The sequence below is a fragment of the Pseudoalteromonas sp. SG45-1 genome (assembly GCF_014164135.1).
Classification (GTDB): domain Bacteria; phylum Pseudomonadota; class Gammaproteobacteria; order Enterobacterales; family Alteromonadaceae; genus Pseudoalteromonas; species Pseudoalteromonas distincta.
Window position 1 is genome coordinate 56,792 of sequence record NZ_JACJEP010000020.1, and the last position, 16,650, is coordinate 73,441.

The following is a 16,650-nucleotide window of genomic DNA, read 5'->3' on the forward strand; positions in this document are numbered from 1 at the left end:
AGTTAGATAAGCACGACAACATAGCTTGCTCATTTGTGAGCAAGCTCACACAGGTTTAAAGGAAATAATAAATTAATGCATGTATTAATGGTTGCAGCAGAAAATGACGCGTTACCAGGCGCAAAAGTAGGCGGTGTGGCAGATGTAGTACGCGATGCACCTAAGGCTCTCGCAAAGCAAGGTATAACGGTTGATATTGTTATTCCTGACTACGGGTTTGAGCCGCTTGAGCGTATTTATATAGGTGAAGTAACTGTTGCATTTAATGCTCAACCCCATGTATTAACCATTTTTAAAGTACAACAAGCCGAAAATAATGTAAGCCAAATTGTTATTAGCCACCCGTTATTTAGTGAATCAGGCAGTGTATATTGTAATGATGCACCGGGGAGGCCTTTTGCAACTGATGCGACTAAATTTGCTCTATTTAACGCAGCCGTCTGCGAAGCGTTATTACAAGGTGTATTAAAGCGCCCTACAGCGCTGCATTTACATGATTGGCACAGTGCCTGCGTTGCAGTTTTACTTAAGTTTGAGCCACGTTATAGCTCACTTAATACCTTACCTATTGCCTTCACAGTGCATAATATTGCACTGCAAGGGATAAGGCCTTTCAAACATGATGATTCAAGCTTAGAGGCGTGGTTTCCATCACTTAGTTATAATGGCCAGCAATTATGCGACCCGCGTTACCCTCATTGTTTTAATCCTATGCGCAGTGCAATAAATCTGTGCGATAAAATACATGTTGTATCACCAACCTACAGCCAAGAGGTTCTTGAACCTAGCAATTACGAACATGGTTTTTTTGGTGGCGAAGGGCTTGAGCAAGATCTGCAAAATGCAGCAAGCCAAGGCAAGCTTGTTGGTATTTTAAATGGCTGCGAATATCCAAGCAATGGACTTGAAGGAGCAACTCTCGCCGATTTTTATAGCCAAGCTGAGAGTACTTTGTTTGGTTGGATGGCCAATTACGAGCAGTTACAAAGTGGCTACTATATTGCCCACCAACGACTACAACAATTTAAAGCAACGGTTAATAACGGTCCATTAGTTACAAGCGTTGGCCGTCTTACTGAGCAAAAAGTGTTGTTATTGTGCCAGCAGGTTAATGGGATTTTAGCTATTGATAAAGTGTGCCAATTAATTAGTGAACATAGCGGCAGACTTATTATTCTCGGCTCGGGTGACAAAGAGCTCGAAAGCATATTTACCAAAGCAATGGCGCGTAATTCCAATCTTTTATTTTTAAAGGGCTATGGGCAAGGTGTTGGCGATTTAATGTATCAAGTAGGTGACTTATTTTTAATGCCAAGCTCGTTTGAACCGTGTGGTATTAGCCAAATGCTAGCAATGCGAGCGGGGCAACCGTGTTTAGTACACAGTGTTGGCGGATTAAAAGATACAGTTAAACACCACGAAAATGGTTTTAGCTTTAATGGAGATACGTTAGCAACGCAAACGCGTAATTTAATTAGCTGTTTAGACGAAACTCTCTTAATTAAAAAGCAAAATCCTAAAAAGTGGCATAAAATTAAGCACAGCGCAGAGCAAATGCGTTTTTCGTGGCCACAAGTGGCAACTGATTATATAACAACCTTATACCGGTAAATCGTTTCTGTACTTTAAAGTTTAGTGACAAATCTACCTGCTTAGGGTTTAATTACTTAGTATTATATAAAAGCTAAGAAGTAGGTAATGTGTCTGTATTTGTTGCAAGGCAAGCAATATTCAATCGAAGTAAAAAAGTAGTAGCCTATGAGCTACTTTTTCGTGATAGTCCAAAAAATTATTTTCCAGATATTGCAGAAGGCCAAGCAACAGCAAGGCTTATTATGGAAAATCAATTAAATTTAGGTACACGCCATATTACATCAGGCAAAAAAGCGCTTATAAATATAGGACCTGAATCATTAAAACTCGATTTATGTGCTTTCTTACCATGCCAAGACGTTGTGATTGAGTTGCTCGAAACCATAGAACCTACCGACGACAACTATGAGCTATGCCGAGGTTTATTTCATAGTAACTACAAACTCGCGCTCGATGATTTTGTATATAAACCACAATGGGATCGTTTTCTAAAGCTTGTGAAGCTCATTAAATTTGATATTGCAATTACACCTCTTAGCGAAATACAGCCCATAGTTACTAAGTTACAAGCGCATAAACAAATAAAAATACTAGCCGAAAAAATAGAAACACAAGAAGACTATGAGCTTGCCTTTGATATGGGGTTTGATTATTTTCAAGGCTATTTTTTTGCAAAGCCTACCATGATCAAGCAAAACGACATTGATTATAATTATGGTTTAGTCGTCGCTATTTACGCAGAAATAATGAAGCAAAGCCCTGACATTAAAACAATCGCAAGCCTGTTTGAGCTAGATGCTGCACTCGCATATAAGTTACTGAGATTAATAAACAGCGGTGTGTTTCCTATACAAAGCCAAATATCGTCATTAAAGCAAGCGCTCGTGTATTTAGGACACGAACGCCTTAAAAAGTTTGTGAGCCTTATTGTTACTGCTCATACAGCGGGTAAAAAACCTGCAGAGCTAATGCAAGTGTGTGTTGTACGTGCTCGTTTTTGTGAGCTTGTGGCAAAAAATGTTGATAAAAGTCAGTCAGGCGAAGCATTTTTAACAGGGTTATTCTCGTTACTGGATGCAATCCTTGATCAACCAATGAGCTTGCTTGTTGAAAAGCTACCTTTCCCTGATGAAATAAAAACGGCATTATTAGGGGACAAAAACACACTTTATTATATTTTAAACGTTGTTAAAGCATATGAAACAGGAAGCTGGTGGGCACTTGAACAAGCCGTACTTTTGCTAAATATAGACAGTGCTATACTACCTCCACTTTACCAGCAGTCAGTCGATTGGGCTGACAGTTATAAGAATAATATTTAACGGATAATAGCTTTAATGCGCAATTATAATATGGACTTTATTCGCGGCGTTGCCGTGCTTGGCCTCGTTTACATGAATGCTTACGCCTTCGGCATTTTTGAATATGGGTATTCCTCCTTAACTAATCCTCCTGTTAGCGACTCAATTATTCACACCCTTAGCAGCGTGTTTGTAGACGGGCGTTTTAGAACGCTGTTTAGTTTGCTTTTTGGTGCTGGGCTTTATATTCAGTGGCAACGTTACAAGTCTGAAGTGCAGATAAAAAGCAGGCTCTATTGGTTAATCCTCTTTGGTTTAGCGCATGGTTTTTTACTTTGGGCCGGTGATATTTTATTTGTTTACGGTGTATCTGGCTGGTTTGTTATTAAATATTTAGAAAGTGATAGCAACGTACTTTTAAAAAGAGGGTTTGCATTTACCTTGTTGTCGGCTGTGATTACCTTACTTGTTATATCTAGCGTACCCGATGAAATAATTTACCGCGATACAGCACAGTTTATTGAATTATATAACCCACACTATATTGATTACTTTATTAGTAACCTTGCTATGAACACGTTAATGCTTGTTATGGTGCCAATAATGACAATGTGGATGTGCGTGGGCCTTATGCTCATTGGCATTTATTTATATAAACAAGACGTTTTTAGTAAAGGCTTAACGACTCAGCAATTAATAGTTTGCGGTGCAATGACCCTTGTTTTTTGTGGAATCAGGCTTTATGCATCACAGCTTAATGGCAGCTTAGGATATGGGGTGCAAGAATTTGTAAATATTTTTGCGGCGCTAGGTATGGCTACGCTGTATATTCATTTAATTGTTAAATTTTGCAATAACAGCGCACACGTTGGCACGCTTATTCAACAAGCGGGGCGCTTAGCATTTACTTTATATATTAGCCAAACACTCATACAACTGTTGTTATATAAAGTGCTATTTACGCACTGGGTGCTCAATTTTGATCGTATTGACTACTGGTTAGTTGCAACGGCATTAGTTGCACTGCAGCTCATATTTACCTTTATATACAGCCGCTATTTTAACCAAGGCCCGCTTGAATTTGTATGGCGTAAATTAACGAAAGCAAAAATTAATGCTTAAACACCTATAAATTTTAAATTAGGGGCGAAAAAATAGTGTGGGTGGTTTACACTACTCGCCTTAAAAATTACTACGCTATAAGTGCCATGACCGAATTAAAACGTTTAAATAAATTTATTAGTGAAACAGGATTTTGTTCACGCCGCGAAGCCGATAAATATATTGAGCAAGGTCGTGTCAGCGTTAATGGCTACTCGCCTGAAATGGGCGTAAAAGTTGCTGCTACCGATGTTGTATTGGTTGATGGCAAGCCACTTAAAGCCACACCAAAGCGCGTTTATATCGCTTACAATAAACCAGTTGGTATTACGTGTACTACCGAAAGTAAAATTCAAAGTAATATAATTCGCGCGGTAAATTATCCTACGCGTATATTTCCAATAGGGCGTTTAGATAGACCTTCTGAAGGGCTTATATTTTTAACTAACGAAGGCGACATCGTTAATAAAATTTTGCGTGCGGGTAATAACCACGAAAAAGAATATGTTGTTACGGTTGATAAACCGCTTAATCGTCAGTTTGTTACAAAAATGGCCAATGGCGTGCCTATTTTAGATACCGTGACTAAAAAGTGTAAAGTGACACAAACTGCCCCTAAAGAATTTAAAATAGTACTTACACAAGGTTTAAACCGCCAAATACGCCGTATGTGTGAATATTTAGGTTACGAAGTGGTGACGTTAAAGCGCACTCGTATAATGAACGTAACACTAAAAGGTTTAAAGGTAGGGCAGTGGCGTCATTTATCTGATACTGAAATGGCGCAAATAAACGACTCGATTTCTGACTCAGGTAAAACTCAAGAACATTCGCTTGATGCTAATAAACAATCAGAAAATAATACGCCGTCGATTCCTAAAAAGCGTGATTTTCAGGGTGAAAATCCTCGCCGTTTTAATAAAGGCGAACAAAGTGGCGAGCGTAGTACTGAGCGAAATTCAAGTCGCAACTCTGATCGCAGTAATGCTAATGGCGAGCGCAAAAATGAGCGCAGTAAAGCACCTTATCAAAAGCGTTCTACCACGTATGTTGGTAAGCCAAAAAGTATTAAAGAGAACAAGTCGTCACAGTCAAAACCTAGCTCGGGGCGTACCCTTAGCTTAAAAAAATAATCTGCAGCTAAGTGGTATTCTACTACCACTGTATTTCTTGTACTATATTACCAAGTGGGCTTGTAACGCCCACTAAATTTATATTGTTATTTTGCAAAGTCACCAATTTATTCTTATCTAAATACCATCTAAAAGTGTATTTTCTGTAGTTCTGTAAACTAAGCACAGTTAGCGTTGCACAACTGTACTCATAATCAGTTGGGCAACTACCTACTTCAAGTAATTGATGCTCTTGCTGCCATATATTATTGCTGTATTTATTGGCCCATAATTTCACAGAAATACAAACTGACGTCCATAACCATAAGTAAATTAAAATAGGCAAAAACAGTGGTATAAATGCGCTGCGGAACTTCCCATGCTCAGCAATATAATTTTTAACTGTATGTTTAAATTCAAAGTTATTATTGTATTTTTTATATAGATGCCTTAATAAAACAACCGACAACACTATCGCCGTTATTGGAAATAACGTAAATGTTAAGGTGTTATATATACTGTTGGGGATAAAAGCGGGGTCGGCTTGTTCATCCCATGCAAGTAAAACCAGCGGAGGTGCTGTTACTAAGAGTAATATGGCGCTGTTGAAGAGTTGCTTAAAGGTCAAAGGGTATTCACTTATAAAATGTTGCTTGTATAAAGCCCAAATTAGCGCTTAATATTTCGCTATTAAATGCTAAAGCCAATATAAAATAAGAGTATACCTAAATAAACAGCAATCGCCGATAACGAGTTTTTAGAGCGCAGGCGCTTAACAAGGTCGCGTGTGCCATCAAACATACCGGAAATAACCAGTAGTATGCCCCCTGTAAAACGGTAGTTGTTTAAGTTCACGTTACCATTATCGTCAGTTATAAAGCGTAAATAACCAAAAAGTATAAAAAGGCTGCCCGCTATTAGTACTGCAATTTTAAAGTTTTCCAAGGCTTTTCCATAATATTGAGTTAGATATTAAAACGCCACTGAGTCTAGCTAGTATAATTTTACTATATTTCGAATTTAAATTTTGCCTAAATCCATTAAATGGCCTCATTATGTCGCTATATTAGGCGTATATACGCTAAAGCCTGATTTATATTGTGCATTATCAAGTACACTTAGTTATATGAAGGGTAAGCTGTTAAGATGCGCCGTCTTAATAATGCAGAAAGGTTATAGAAGTAACATGTCAAAATTTTTCTTTATGGGTAAGCCCGACATAATGGGTAAAAATAACAGTAATGGATTTGCACCAAAACGTACTGCAAAGCCAGGCACAGAGTTACACCCGTTAACGCTAATTGTAAACTCAGTTGCACGACAATCAGAAATAGAAGCAATACTAGAAGAGCATTCGCTGTTTGCTTCAATTGAAGTTAAAGCTGAAGTACCAGAAGATATTCGCGAACTAGACTTTGCACTTAGCAAGTCAACACCACAAGTATTTGATAAAGTACCAGAGCGTAACGCACCTTGTGTATGTGGTAGCGGCAAAAAATATAAGAAGTGTTGCGGTTAGTTTCTTAACAACTAAATATGTAGCCTTTCTTTTTCATCGGTATTAAATAAAAATGCCACTGACCTTGAGCCAGAGGCATTTTTTAATGTTAACCGATTATATGCTTAACTACTTACGCGGTTCGTAATCAATTCTAAATATAACCGTGTACAGTACTGGCACTACAATTAGAGTCAAAATTGTAGCAAAGCCTAAACCAAACATAATTGTTACCGCCATTGACTGAAAAAACACGTCAAATAACAGCGGGATCATACCTAAAATAGTAGTTATAGCCGCCATAGCAACTGGTCGTACACGGCTCACACCAGAGTCAAACACGGCCTCATAGGGCGATTTACCTTCCCTTAATTCGAGATTTATTTGATCAACTAATACAATACCGTTTTTAATAAGCATACCGCTTAAGCTTAATAAACCAAGTAGTCCCATAAAACTAAACGGAGCATTCATAGCTAACAAGCCCGCGCTTACACCAATAATAGCTAACGGAACCGTTGCCCAAATCACAAGTGGTTGCTTAAGCGAGTTAAAAAGTAATACGGTTACTGCAAACATCGCTAAGTAACCCAGTGGTAATGAGCCAAATATTGCTTTTTGAGCCTTGCTTGATGACTCAAACTCACCGCCCCATTCTAGTTGGTAACCACGTGGTAGTTCCATGTTCTCTATTGGGCCGCGAATACGTGCAAATAGTTTAGCGGGTGTTTCGTCCCCTAATACATTGTGATCGGCCATTACTGTAATAGTTCGTTTGCGATCGCGGCGCATTATTAGGCTGTCTTCCCACTGCACATCAAATTCGTCTACAACTTGAGTCACTGGTACAAATACCCCCAATACTGGGCTGTATATTTGTAGGTCGTGTACGCTTTCTACGTTTAAGCGCTCGTTAGCAGGAGATCGTGCAATAATAGGCAGCAACTGCGTGCCATCGCGATATACGCCCACTTGTTTACCCGATAAACTTGTTAGTAATACATTATCTAAGTCTGATTTACTAATACCTAATCGACGTGCTTTTTGCTCGTTAAACTGCGGGCGAATCATTTTGGTACGTGCGCGCCAGTCATCACGAATATTATATGCACCTTCGTCTTCACCAATCAGCTCTTCGGCTTTAGCAGCCAATTGTCTTAAAACAACAGGATCAGGGCCCGAAAAACGCGCTTCTATTTTTGCATCAGTAGAAGGGCCAATTTCCATCGGTTTAATTTTAAGCTGTGCAGAGAGTGCATGATTGCTTGAGTAATCACGGACTGTTTGCATTACAGTTGCTACAGCTTCTCTGTCGGCAACACGAATAATTAATTGCCCGTACGCGGGATATGATTTTTCAGGCGCGTAGGTAAGCATAAAGCGCGGTGCACCTTGGCCTGTAGTACTTGTTACTTCTTCAACAAGGTCTTCTTTTTGCAAAAACTCTTCAAGCTTTTTAACGCCCTCAAGGGTTGAGCGAATATCAGAGCCTTGCTCTTGCCAATAATCTACATAAAACATAGGTGTATTAGAGGCAGGAAAAAACGACTGTTTTACAGAGCCAAAACCAACAACCGCAGTACACAGCAAAACAACCATTAATATAAGCGTGGTTTTTCTAAAGTGCAGCGCTAAATCTAAAGTCGCTTTATAACCATTAAAAATAAAACCTTTATACGGGTCTTCATCTTCTTGGCCTTCTTCGTTTTTAAATTCGTTTTCTTTAAACATTAAATTGGCAAAAAATGGCGTTAATGTTATGGCCGTTATCCAGCTTAATAAAAGCGAAATAAACAACACCCAAAACAAGCTACCGGCAAATTCACCGCTGGCATCAGAGCTTAAACCAATTGGCGCAAACGCAGTTACTGCAATTACTGTAGCTCCAAGTAATGGCCATTTTGTTTGTTCAACAATATTAACAGCCGCTTTTAGTTTTGTTTGCCCACGTTTAAGATTTATCAATATGCCTTCGGTGACGACTATTGCGTTATCAACTAGCATACCAAGAGCAATAATAAGTGCTCCAAGCGATATACGTTGCAAGTCGATAGCAAACAACTTCATAAATATAAATGTACCCAGCACGGTAAGCAGCAAAATACCACCAATTAAAATGCCGCTTTTTAGACCCATAAATAACAGCAGTACAACAATAACAATCGCAATGGCTTCAAGTAAGCTGATAATAAAACCATCAACCGATTTTTGAACCTCTTGTGGTTGGTTGTATACAGAATTTATGTGAATACCATGAGGGCGTTGGTATTCAAGTGATGCCAAATGCTCGTCTATGTTTTTACCCACATCAACCACGTTAACACCCGACATAAACGATACGCCAATAAGTAAAGCTTGCTGAGAGTTATAACGAATAATGTTATTTGGTACTTCTGCGTACTCTCTGTAAACCTTTGCTACATCGCCTAAGTAAATAAGCTCATTGGCACCTGATTTTGAAATTAATAAGGTTTCGAGCTCTTTTACATCTTTAAATTCGCCAGTAGGGTGCAAGCGAATTGACTCATCGCCCACACGAATTTTACCCGCGTTAGATACCGTGTTTTGCGATTGCAATAACTGGAATATATGGCTTGGCGCAATACCTAATTGAGCAAGTTTACGCGTAGAAACTTCAACCATTACTTGCGCTTGTTGTTGCCCCGCAACGGTTACTTTACTAACGCCTTTAACCAATACCAGCTCACGCTTTAAAAAATCGACGTAATCTTTAAGCTCATCATACGAGTAGCCATCACCGGTTACCGAATACATAACACCGTAAACATCGGCAAAGTCATCTAAAATAGTACTTGGATAAACGCCGCTGGGAAGCGAAGGGGAGAGGTCGTTAATTTTTCGACGCATTTCATCCCAAATTTGGCGAAGCTGCTCTTTACGATAATTGCTTTTCATCTCTACTGAGATTTGCGACTTACCGTTAGATGAAATAGAGGTAACGTAATCAACATAAGGGAGTTGCTGAATCGCGTTTTCAATCGGAAAAGTAACTTCTTCTTCAACTTGCTGCGGCGAAGCGCCAGGGTACATGGTAATAACCATGGCTTTTTTAAGCGTAAACTCAGGGTCTTCTAGTTGCCCTAAATCAAAATACGATACACTACCGCCAATTAATAGAAGCAGCGTAAACATCCAACTGATTACTTTTTTCTCTATGGAGAGTTGTGCAAAGCTCATAATTATAAGCCTCGCTCTTTATTCCATGCTCTTACTTTCATGCCTTCTTTTAGTGAATGCACACCGGCCGAAACTACAATTTGGCCTTCTTTAATACCGCTTAATACTTCAATACCATCGCGGTGCAACTGGCCAACCTTTACAGCTTGTTTATGCACTTGGCTAGTTTTTGAATCAAAAAGCCATACGTAGGCGTTATCTTCAATTGATTCTTGCGGCTCAGAAAACACCGACTCGATAGGTAGTATTGTGTAAGCAACTTGCGAGCGCGTTACTTTACTTAAATCAATAAGCACGCTACCTGTCATACCTGCGAGTAAATTAAAGTCCTCAGGTACTGGTAGCGAAAATACAACCTTATAAGTAAGTGTTGCAGGATCTGCTTGGGTATCCCACTCTTTAATATCAAGTATGTACTCTTTATCGTCAAAGCCATCAAACTTTACAGTAGGGTGGTAATCAGTGCCTTTTTTAAAGCGAGCGACTATTTTTTCAGGAACCTGAATTTCTACGTCCATTAAATCGCGTGTTTCTAAGCGTAATATATTTTGTTTTGCTTGAATATTTTCAAAGTTTTTAACAAATACTTTTGCAACTGTGCCTGAAAATGGCGCGCGCAGCTCGCTGTACTCAAGGTTTGTTTGTGCAATTTTAAATGCAGATTCGGCAATTTGCATATTAGCAGTGGCTTCATCTAATTCTGATTGGCTGGTGATTTTTTTCTCAAACAATTGCTCAATACGGCCAAGTTGTGACTTTGCCAGCTCAAAGCGTGCTTTACGTTCGTCAAACTGTAACTGAAAATCTTCTGGGTCTAGTTTTGCTAATAAATCACCTTTTTCAACGTGTTCACCAGCAAGCACAGGGAACTTAACAAGTTCGCCGTTTACCCTAAAAGCTAGGTAAGAGCCTTGGTTTGCAACAACCTCAGCAGGAAAGCTGCGAATGTTAGTTTGCGTATCATGACCTATGTTGAATAATTTAACAGGGCGAATAGGCTCTTCTTTAACTTGTTGTTCTGGCTCAGAACAGGCTATTAAGCTAAGTAAGGTCGTTGTTAATAAACATAGACGAAAGAGTTTCATGTCTTCTCCGTTGCAATGATGGCAAAATAATTAAGTGCAGCATACGCTGCAAACATATAAAATAAAAATCATTAAATTTTAGAAACTCAATAAGTTTTACTTATGATGTTGCAGGGCGGTATATGAAGCTGAATCAATTAATAATTTTAGATGCCATAGTACAAAGCGCAAGCTTAAGCGGAGCAGCACTAAAGCTACATAAAACGCAGCCAGCGCTTACACTCGCCATTAAAAACTTAGAAGCCAAAATAGGATTTGAGTTACTAGACAGAAGTAAGTACCGATTACAGCTTACTGAAAAAGGGCGAATTTTTCACCGCGAGGCGCAGCAACTCCTGCATGCCAACGACGAGCTGGCACAACTTGCTGAAGAATTAGCATTAGGCAATGAGCCTCAATTTAGAATTTGTTACGAACAACTGTGCCATATGCAAAGTTACAACGAGATCATAAGTAATACTTTTAGGTTGTTTACTAGCACCGAATTTAGCTTAACAAGCGGAAAACGCTTTATCTCATTAGAGCAAGTAAACAGTGGGCAAGCCGAATTAGGCATTGGCCCGTGGTTTGACTTATTTCATGCAACAGGCGATTTAGAAAGCGTACCAATTGGCAAGCTTGCTATTGGCATTGTGAGCGCTAAAGGCGTACTCCCTCAAAAGCTCACCTATAACGAACTACAAACGTATCCGTGTTTAGCCATGTTTGAAAGTGATTTGAGTATCGACAGCGACAGACTATCGTACTCAAAAGGCTCCGCCATGATGAAAATTGATGATGTATCGACCTTAAAATCGTTTTTACTTTCAGGCGCAGGTTGGGCAATGATGAGCCTAGAACACTGCGCTCCTGAAATAAAAGCAGGCTTACTTCAAGAAATACACATAACTGACCGAGAGCATAAATTTAGCGCGCAAATTAGAGCCTTTAGACAACATGCAGTGCACCACGGCCCTGTAGCGCGTACTATTTGGGAGCAATTTAAAGTACTTAGTGAGGCGTATTTAAATGAACGCTGATATTGATAAAGAAACACTTATTTATACTGTTATCGCAGGCATACCAATAGGTAAAGTAGCAAGCTACGGGCAAGTTGCAGCTCTTGCGGGCTACCCGCAAAACTCACGGTTGGTTGGGCGCTTATTAAAAATGATGCCAAACGACTCGGTTATACCTTGGCACAGGGTAGTGAATAGCCAAGGTAAAATATCATTCCTTGAAGGTAGCGAAAAATATCAAGAACAGCGCGAAAAGCTATTATCAGAAGGCGTACTGTTTAAAAACGACAAAGTGAATATGCGCGAGTGCCGGTGGCAGTAGAAGACAAGGAATGGCTTAATAATAGTATTTAAGCACTGTTACCAAACCAAGCATGTTGACCACTTTTTTATTTATGAAGTTTAGCAATACATATAAATAACCTGATATTTGAGCATTTAGTTTTATCTTCAATACAAGCCCCTTACTAACCGAGATTATCGATAAATGAAAAAGTTACAAAAAAGGGGCATATTTTCTACTTTCTAGCCATCAAAAATACAACGAGGTGAGCCTAAAACTCTTCCACACATACTTATACCTGCGTTTTCATGCAATCCACTAAAAATAAAAGTTTGGCATACCACTTGAAGTAACAATCTGTCGTAGAAAATAATGAGCATACCCTTGGTGGTACAAGAGCTCGCTTTAAAAGGTATCTCATATACAGCTAAGTAAAAATTCTTAAAGCTATAATAAAGGTGGCTGAGAACGTGTTTTAAGAACACGATTTATGCTCATCGGTACGTTATTAATTATCGAAATGACCAAGCGTATATATTTAGTTTTGAGTGTGACAATTTTTTAAAAACTTGATTTTAAGGACTAACCAAATATGACTGACCCTACTTTAGTTATTTTAATGTACTTTGTGATCCCTATTTGGCTTGTAGCTGGCATTGCGGATTGGTTTTGTCATCGACGTAGTAATATTTCTACAACAAGTGGTGCAAAAGAGTCGTTTATTCATCTATTAATGTTTGCCGAAGTGGGTATACCGTTAATTCTTGTTTTAATTTTTGAAGTTAATAGTTTGATTATTGCTATTAGTATCTTGTTGTTTTTTATTCATGAACTTACAGCAATGTGGGATGTAACTTACGCGGTAAGTAAACGTAGAGTGGGGCCAATAGAGCAGCACATACATAGCTTTTTAGAAATGATACCGCTGTTGGCTTTAGTATTAATTATTGCGCGGCACTGGGAGCAATTTACGGCATTATTTACTCCTGGGGGCTTTCCTCCTGAATTTACGCTCCAATTAAAAGAGTCACCTATACCAATAACTTACTTGATAACAGTGCTATTCATATCACTCGTGCTAGAGTTTATGCCTTATTTAGAAGAGTTCATTCGCGGTATACGTGCTAAAAAAGACAACGCATAAAACCAGTTTGATAGATAGGCATAAAGCCTAAGTTGACTGCTTAAGCAGTTTGTTTATGCGTGCTTAAATAGGCTCACTCAACCTCGTACTAAGTCAAATAGTGCAGTGGGTAACTCAGGCTTTTAGGGTGTTTATAACCACGGTTTCACGAATACTTAGTGGATTTTGTTTAGATGTGATGCAAAAAGAGTAGGTAATAAAAGCGGCGTATACTCGCCGCTATTATGTTGTTTAACAATCATCTGTTGATGATTAAGGTAGATGTTGCCCACCTGTCACGCCCATTATTTCAGCGGTAATGTAACTTGACTCTTGCGAAGCTAAGTATACATATGTTGGGGCTAGCTCGGCAGGTTGGCCTGGTCTACCTAGTGGCACGTTATCACCAAATTCGGGAAGTTTTTTCGCCGGTTGGCCGCCACTTTGTTGTAGCGGAGTCCAAATGGGCCCTGGAGCAACACCATTAACCCGGATGCCTTTATCTATTACCATTTTTGCTAAACTTTTAGTAAAGCTAGTAATTGCGCCTTTAGTTGATGCGTAATCAAGAAGTCCAGCAGAAGGCTGGTAACATTGGATAGAGGTTGTGTTAATAATACTTGCCCCGGGTGGCATATGCTTTACTGCGGCCTTTGTTATCCAAAACATAGCAAATACGTTTGTTGCATATGTTTGGCAAAATTGCTCGGTAGATAAATCTTCTAACTCGGCGACAAATTGTTGCTTACCAGCATTATTAACTAGTATGTCAATTGACCCCAAGTATTCAACGCTTTGAGCGACAAGGCTGTTACAGAAATCTTCATCAGATATGTCACCTGCAATACCCCAAGCCTTGTTACCACTGGCTTTTAGTATATCGAGTGTTTCTTTCGCATCGGTTTCTTCGCTGGGTAAGTAATTAATAACAACTTCCGCACCTTCTCTTGCAAATGCGATGGCTACGGCTTTTCCAATCCCAGAGTCGCCGCCTGTGATCAAAGCTTTACGGCCTTTTAACCTTTCGTGGCCCTCATAGGAATCTTCGCCATGATCTGCTTTAGGTTTTAAAGTTTCATCTAGCCCTGGGTCCGGTTGATTACTGTCTTTTTCGGTACGTCCCATCTGATATTGGCTTCTAGGATCTTGCATAGTAAATTGATTAGTTGGCATATCAAAGTCTCCTCAACGTAAAGTTTAAGTTCGATTAATTGCATGTAATCACAAAGAGCGTAATCTCAGACAGCACAGCAATGCTGTTACTTCTCTTTGCTTAGCGTGAATTGGGTGATGTAAAAAATATAAGAGGCGTGTGTGGTTGTAAAATGTCGAAGCTAAAGAGCGACTAACTGATTTAGCACGAATAGCAATATTATAGTTAGCTTGTAATGCTCCCACTTTGTCTCTCCTTTAAAATTGACATTTTTAGCCGTTTACGTACACCGCCTTCTTTATAAAAAGCAATAGGTATGCCACAGAGGTGCTTTTTAAATATTAAGCTATGTTACTTATTTTAAAGTGTTTATATTTAAACTGGAGAAAATATAAGAGCGGATGACGGGTAAAAAGTGGATATTAGTACCGAAAATATTACACACCGTTCATTAAGCCAATCAAGTTGGGAAGGTGCGTTTATGGCTGCACTGATGGGCTTATAATTAAGCCAGAAAATAGCAGCACGTTAAAGTGTGTCGTTAAGTGATATGCTAATCCCCCCGAAAAATTATAGAAGCCAAATATAAAATTTTCACCTATCGCAAGTAAGCGTGGCACTCGAATTAAATTTTGCACTTTTCGACGTCAGCTTTTCTTTAGTTTAAAAAACAAACTGGAGTTTCAGGGTAATTGCAGTAAAACGTCAAGTAAGTTTGTTTAATACAAAATATTATTACTTTTTATCACTGTGCGTGCACCGTGCTTTTTTTATGAGGCGAAGACCACTTTACAGGTAGGTCTTACGAACACCGCAGAGCCTAGGTTGAAGATAAATCAATTAAAAAAGGAAGAATCTTGATTTCTTACATTACAGTTTTTGAGAGGCTACTCATGGCTGTGTGCCAAAGTTCGGCTCAGTGCCAGTGTAGGTCGGATAAGCGAAGCGCCATCCGAAACAGTAAAATACCTTATCAATTATTATCAATATTTTATGGTGTCGAGTGGCTGGAGAGTGCCAATTGCGGACTGTCATAACCTTAGTCTCTTGTTATCTTTCAACGTACTCACAACAAGATGTAAATGTGAATTCTTCGTTTTCACCAACCCCCTCGTTGGTGAACTCAACGAAAATATTACCTGAAACGTCAAAGTTTCCATCTTTATTTTTTACGATATTTAACTCTTTAACATCGCACCAATTATGAGCACACCCGATATAAACAGAACCTTCTGCTTCTTGGTATACCGAGTGACTTAAATTTAAACCATCTAATTTAGAAGGATCGGACAAGCCCAATTCAAACCAGTCTAAAACGATTTCTGTTCGGGTTGGTTGTTCATCGTAATCAAATTCTTCTAGGGGAAGTGTTATTCGATGAAAGAGAGTTTTAGATAAACCTATAGTTTCATTTTCGAACCAATATGATTCGATAACGCCTTTCTTTACTTGAGTTTTACTCTGTAATCCAATTTGCACCAGAACCTTCCTTGAAACATAACGAGACTGTAGAATTACTCAAGCAGCCAAATTCAATTAAAAAACGAGTTCCTGTAATTAACTCTAAGCGTTTTTAAAGCATTAGGTAATGCATTTGGAACCCATAAAACAGACTGTTTTTCTTTAAAAAGAGTAATTCTACAGCCTCAACGCCGACGGAAAAGCTGTCGCTGTTGCTGGCCTTGTTAAGTTTTTAGTGCCCCATAGGATCAAAGTATGTCTCCCATGTTAAGGCACCGCTTTGCTTTGATTTTGCTTTTTTCATATAAATCATTGAGTTTTCATGAGTAGAGCTATTTATTAAAGCCACACCCAGATTATAAAATGCATGCTTATTCTCGCTGCCGTGATCAATTGCCTTTCTAAAATATTCAGTTGCTTCTGTGTGGTTGCCCATATCACACAATACTGTACCGTAGTTTATCAGAGTAGATTCATCATTTGGGCTGTGCTCTAAGGCTTCTTCGAGTAGCTTTTTAGCCTCACCAAAGTTCTGATGCCACTTGGAGCTATCTTTCCAAGTTTCATCTACCAGTGCTTTAACTTTCTTATTTATATCGTCGATATTCATTTTGAAACTTAACACTTTAGTATTTATGCGACACGCAGTTTGTGTTGCATAATCGCTTGTTGGACTGAGGCGCTACCTGCTCGGTGTGTCAGAGTTGGTGTTGTTTATGCTATGGGAATTTGCTTTTTAGAGGC

The 16,650-nt window shown here is 39.0% G+C and carries 15 protein-coding genes and 1 pseudogene; 9 read left to right on the forward strand and 7 right to left on the reverse strand.

Translation table 11 applies throughout. The annotated features are described in order from the left end of the window. The first annotated feature begins 75 nt into the window (after positions 1-75). From H5117_RS15515 to rluF, 4 genes are all read left to right on the forward strand, one after another. Entirely contained in the window at positions 76-1,611 is a 1,536-nt protein-coding gene (locus tag H5117_RS15515) for a glycogen synthase (RefSeq protein ID WP_182738590.1), read from the forward strand. A gap of 89 nt (positions 1,612-1,700) precedes the next feature. Next, complete coding sequence (locus H5117_RS15520) at positions 1,701-2,915, forward strand: EAL and HDOD domain-containing protein (RefSeq protein WP_024605168.1); 1,215 nt, start codon at positions 1,701-1,703, stop codon at positions 2,913-2,915. A 30-nt stretch (positions 2,916-2,945) separates the two neighbouring features. Then, positions 2,946-4,016, forward strand: coding sequence for a DUF418 domain-containing protein (locus tag H5117_RS15525; protein WP_182692401.1), 1,071 nt, complete (start codon positions 2,946-2,948; stop codon positions 4,014-4,016). 86 nt (positions 4,017-4,102) lie between these two features. Further along, positions 4,103-5,128: a 23S rRNA pseudouridine(2604) synthase RluF gene (gene rluF, locus H5117_RS15530; protein WP_165724052.1), complete on the forward strand. Its 1,026-nt coding sequence runs from the start codon at positions 4,103-4,105 to the stop codon at positions 5,126-5,128. A gap of 22 nt (positions 5,129-5,150) precedes the next feature. Here the strand turns inward: rluF and H5117_RS15535 are convergent, their stop codons facing one another. Next, entirely contained in the window at positions 5,151-5,735 is a 585-nt protein-coding gene (locus H5117_RS15535; RefSeq protein WP_182738591.1) for a hypothetical protein, read from the reverse strand. A 62-nt stretch (positions 5,736-5,797) separates the two neighbouring features. Beyond that, positions 5,798-6,052, reverse strand: coding sequence for a MetJ regulator of methionine regulon (locus H5117_RS15540; RefSeq protein WP_182724759.1), 255 nt, complete (start codon positions 6,050-6,052; stop codon positions 5,798-5,800). Positions 6,053-6,293: 241 nt separating this feature from the next. On the opposite strand from H5117_RS15540, the gene H5117_RS15545 reads away from it, so the two are divergent. Beyond that, on the forward strand, positions 6,294-6,626 hold the full coding sequence (locus H5117_RS15545; protein ID WP_024595073.1) for a PBPRA1643 family SWIM/SEC-C metal-binding motif protein: 333 nt from the start codon (positions 6,294-6,296) through the stop codon (positions 6,624-6,626). A gap of 108 nt (positions 6,627-6,734) precedes the next feature. Here the strand turns inward: H5117_RS15545 and H5117_RS15550 are convergent, their stop codons facing one another. Together H5117_RS15550 and H5117_RS15555 are read right to left on the reverse strand one after the other, a co-directional pair. Further along, on the reverse strand, positions 6,735-9,803 hold the full coding sequence (locus H5117_RS15550) for an efflux RND transporter permease subunit (protein WP_182738592.1): 3,069 nt from the start codon (positions 9,801-9,803) through the stop codon (positions 6,735-6,737). A gap of 2 nt (positions 9,804-9,805) precedes the next feature. After that, positions 9,806-10,888: an efflux RND transporter periplasmic adaptor subunit gene (locus H5117_RS15555; protein ID WP_170071433.1), complete on the reverse strand. Its 1,083-nt coding sequence runs from the start codon at positions 10,886-10,888 to the stop codon at positions 9,806-9,808. 122 nt (positions 10,889-11,010) lie between these two features. Here H5117_RS15555 and H5117_RS15560 point away from each other — a divergent pair, with 122 nt between their 5' ends. From H5117_RS15560 to H5117_RS15570, 3 genes are all read left to right on the forward strand, one after another. After that, positions 11,011-11,907 (forward strand): LysR family transcriptional regulator, encoded by an 897-nt coding sequence (locus H5117_RS15560; RefSeq protein ID WP_182738593.1) that lies wholly within the window; start codon positions 11,011-11,013, stop codon positions 11,905-11,907. After that, entirely contained in the window at positions 11,897-12,208 is a 312-nt protein-coding gene (locus H5117_RS15565) for an MGMT family protein (protein ID WP_165724065.1), read from the forward strand. The genes H5117_RS15560 and H5117_RS15565 overlap by 11 nt, the downstream gene beginning before the upstream one ends. A 553-nt stretch (positions 12,209-12,761) precedes the next feature. Further along, positions 12,762-13,313 (forward strand): hypothetical protein, encoded by a 552-nt coding sequence (locus tag H5117_RS15570; protein WP_029753163.1) that lies wholly within the window; start codon positions 12,762-12,764, stop codon positions 13,311-13,313. Positions 13,314-13,565: 252 nt separating this feature from the next. On the opposite strand, the gene H5117_RS15575 is transcribed toward H5117_RS15570, so the two are convergent. After that, on the reverse strand, positions 13,566-14,465 hold the full coding sequence (locus H5117_RS15575) for an SDR family oxidoreductase (RefSeq protein ID WP_182738594.1): 900 nt from the start codon (positions 14,463-14,465) through the stop codon (positions 13,566-13,568). 671 nt (positions 14,466-15,136) lie between these two features. Between H5117_RS15575 and H5117_RS20900 the strand changes: the two are divergent. Continuing rightward, positions 15,137-15,266 (forward strand): annotated as a pseudogene (locus H5117_RS20900) (Mobile element protein); the annotation flags it as partial. Between the two features lie 229 nt (positions 15,267-15,495). On the opposite strand, the gene H5117_RS15580 reads toward H5117_RS20900, so the two are convergent. After that, positions 15,496-15,924, reverse strand: coding sequence for a hypothetical protein (locus H5117_RS15580; RefSeq protein ID WP_182738595.1), 429 nt, complete (start codon positions 15,922-15,924; stop codon positions 15,496-15,498). A 214-nt stretch (positions 15,925-16,138) separates the two neighbouring features. Then, positions 16,139-16,516, reverse strand: coding sequence for a tetratricopeptide repeat protein (locus tag H5117_RS15585; protein ID WP_182738596.1), 378 nt, complete (start codon positions 16,514-16,516; stop codon positions 16,139-16,141). Positions 16,517-16,650 lie beyond the last annotated feature (134 nt).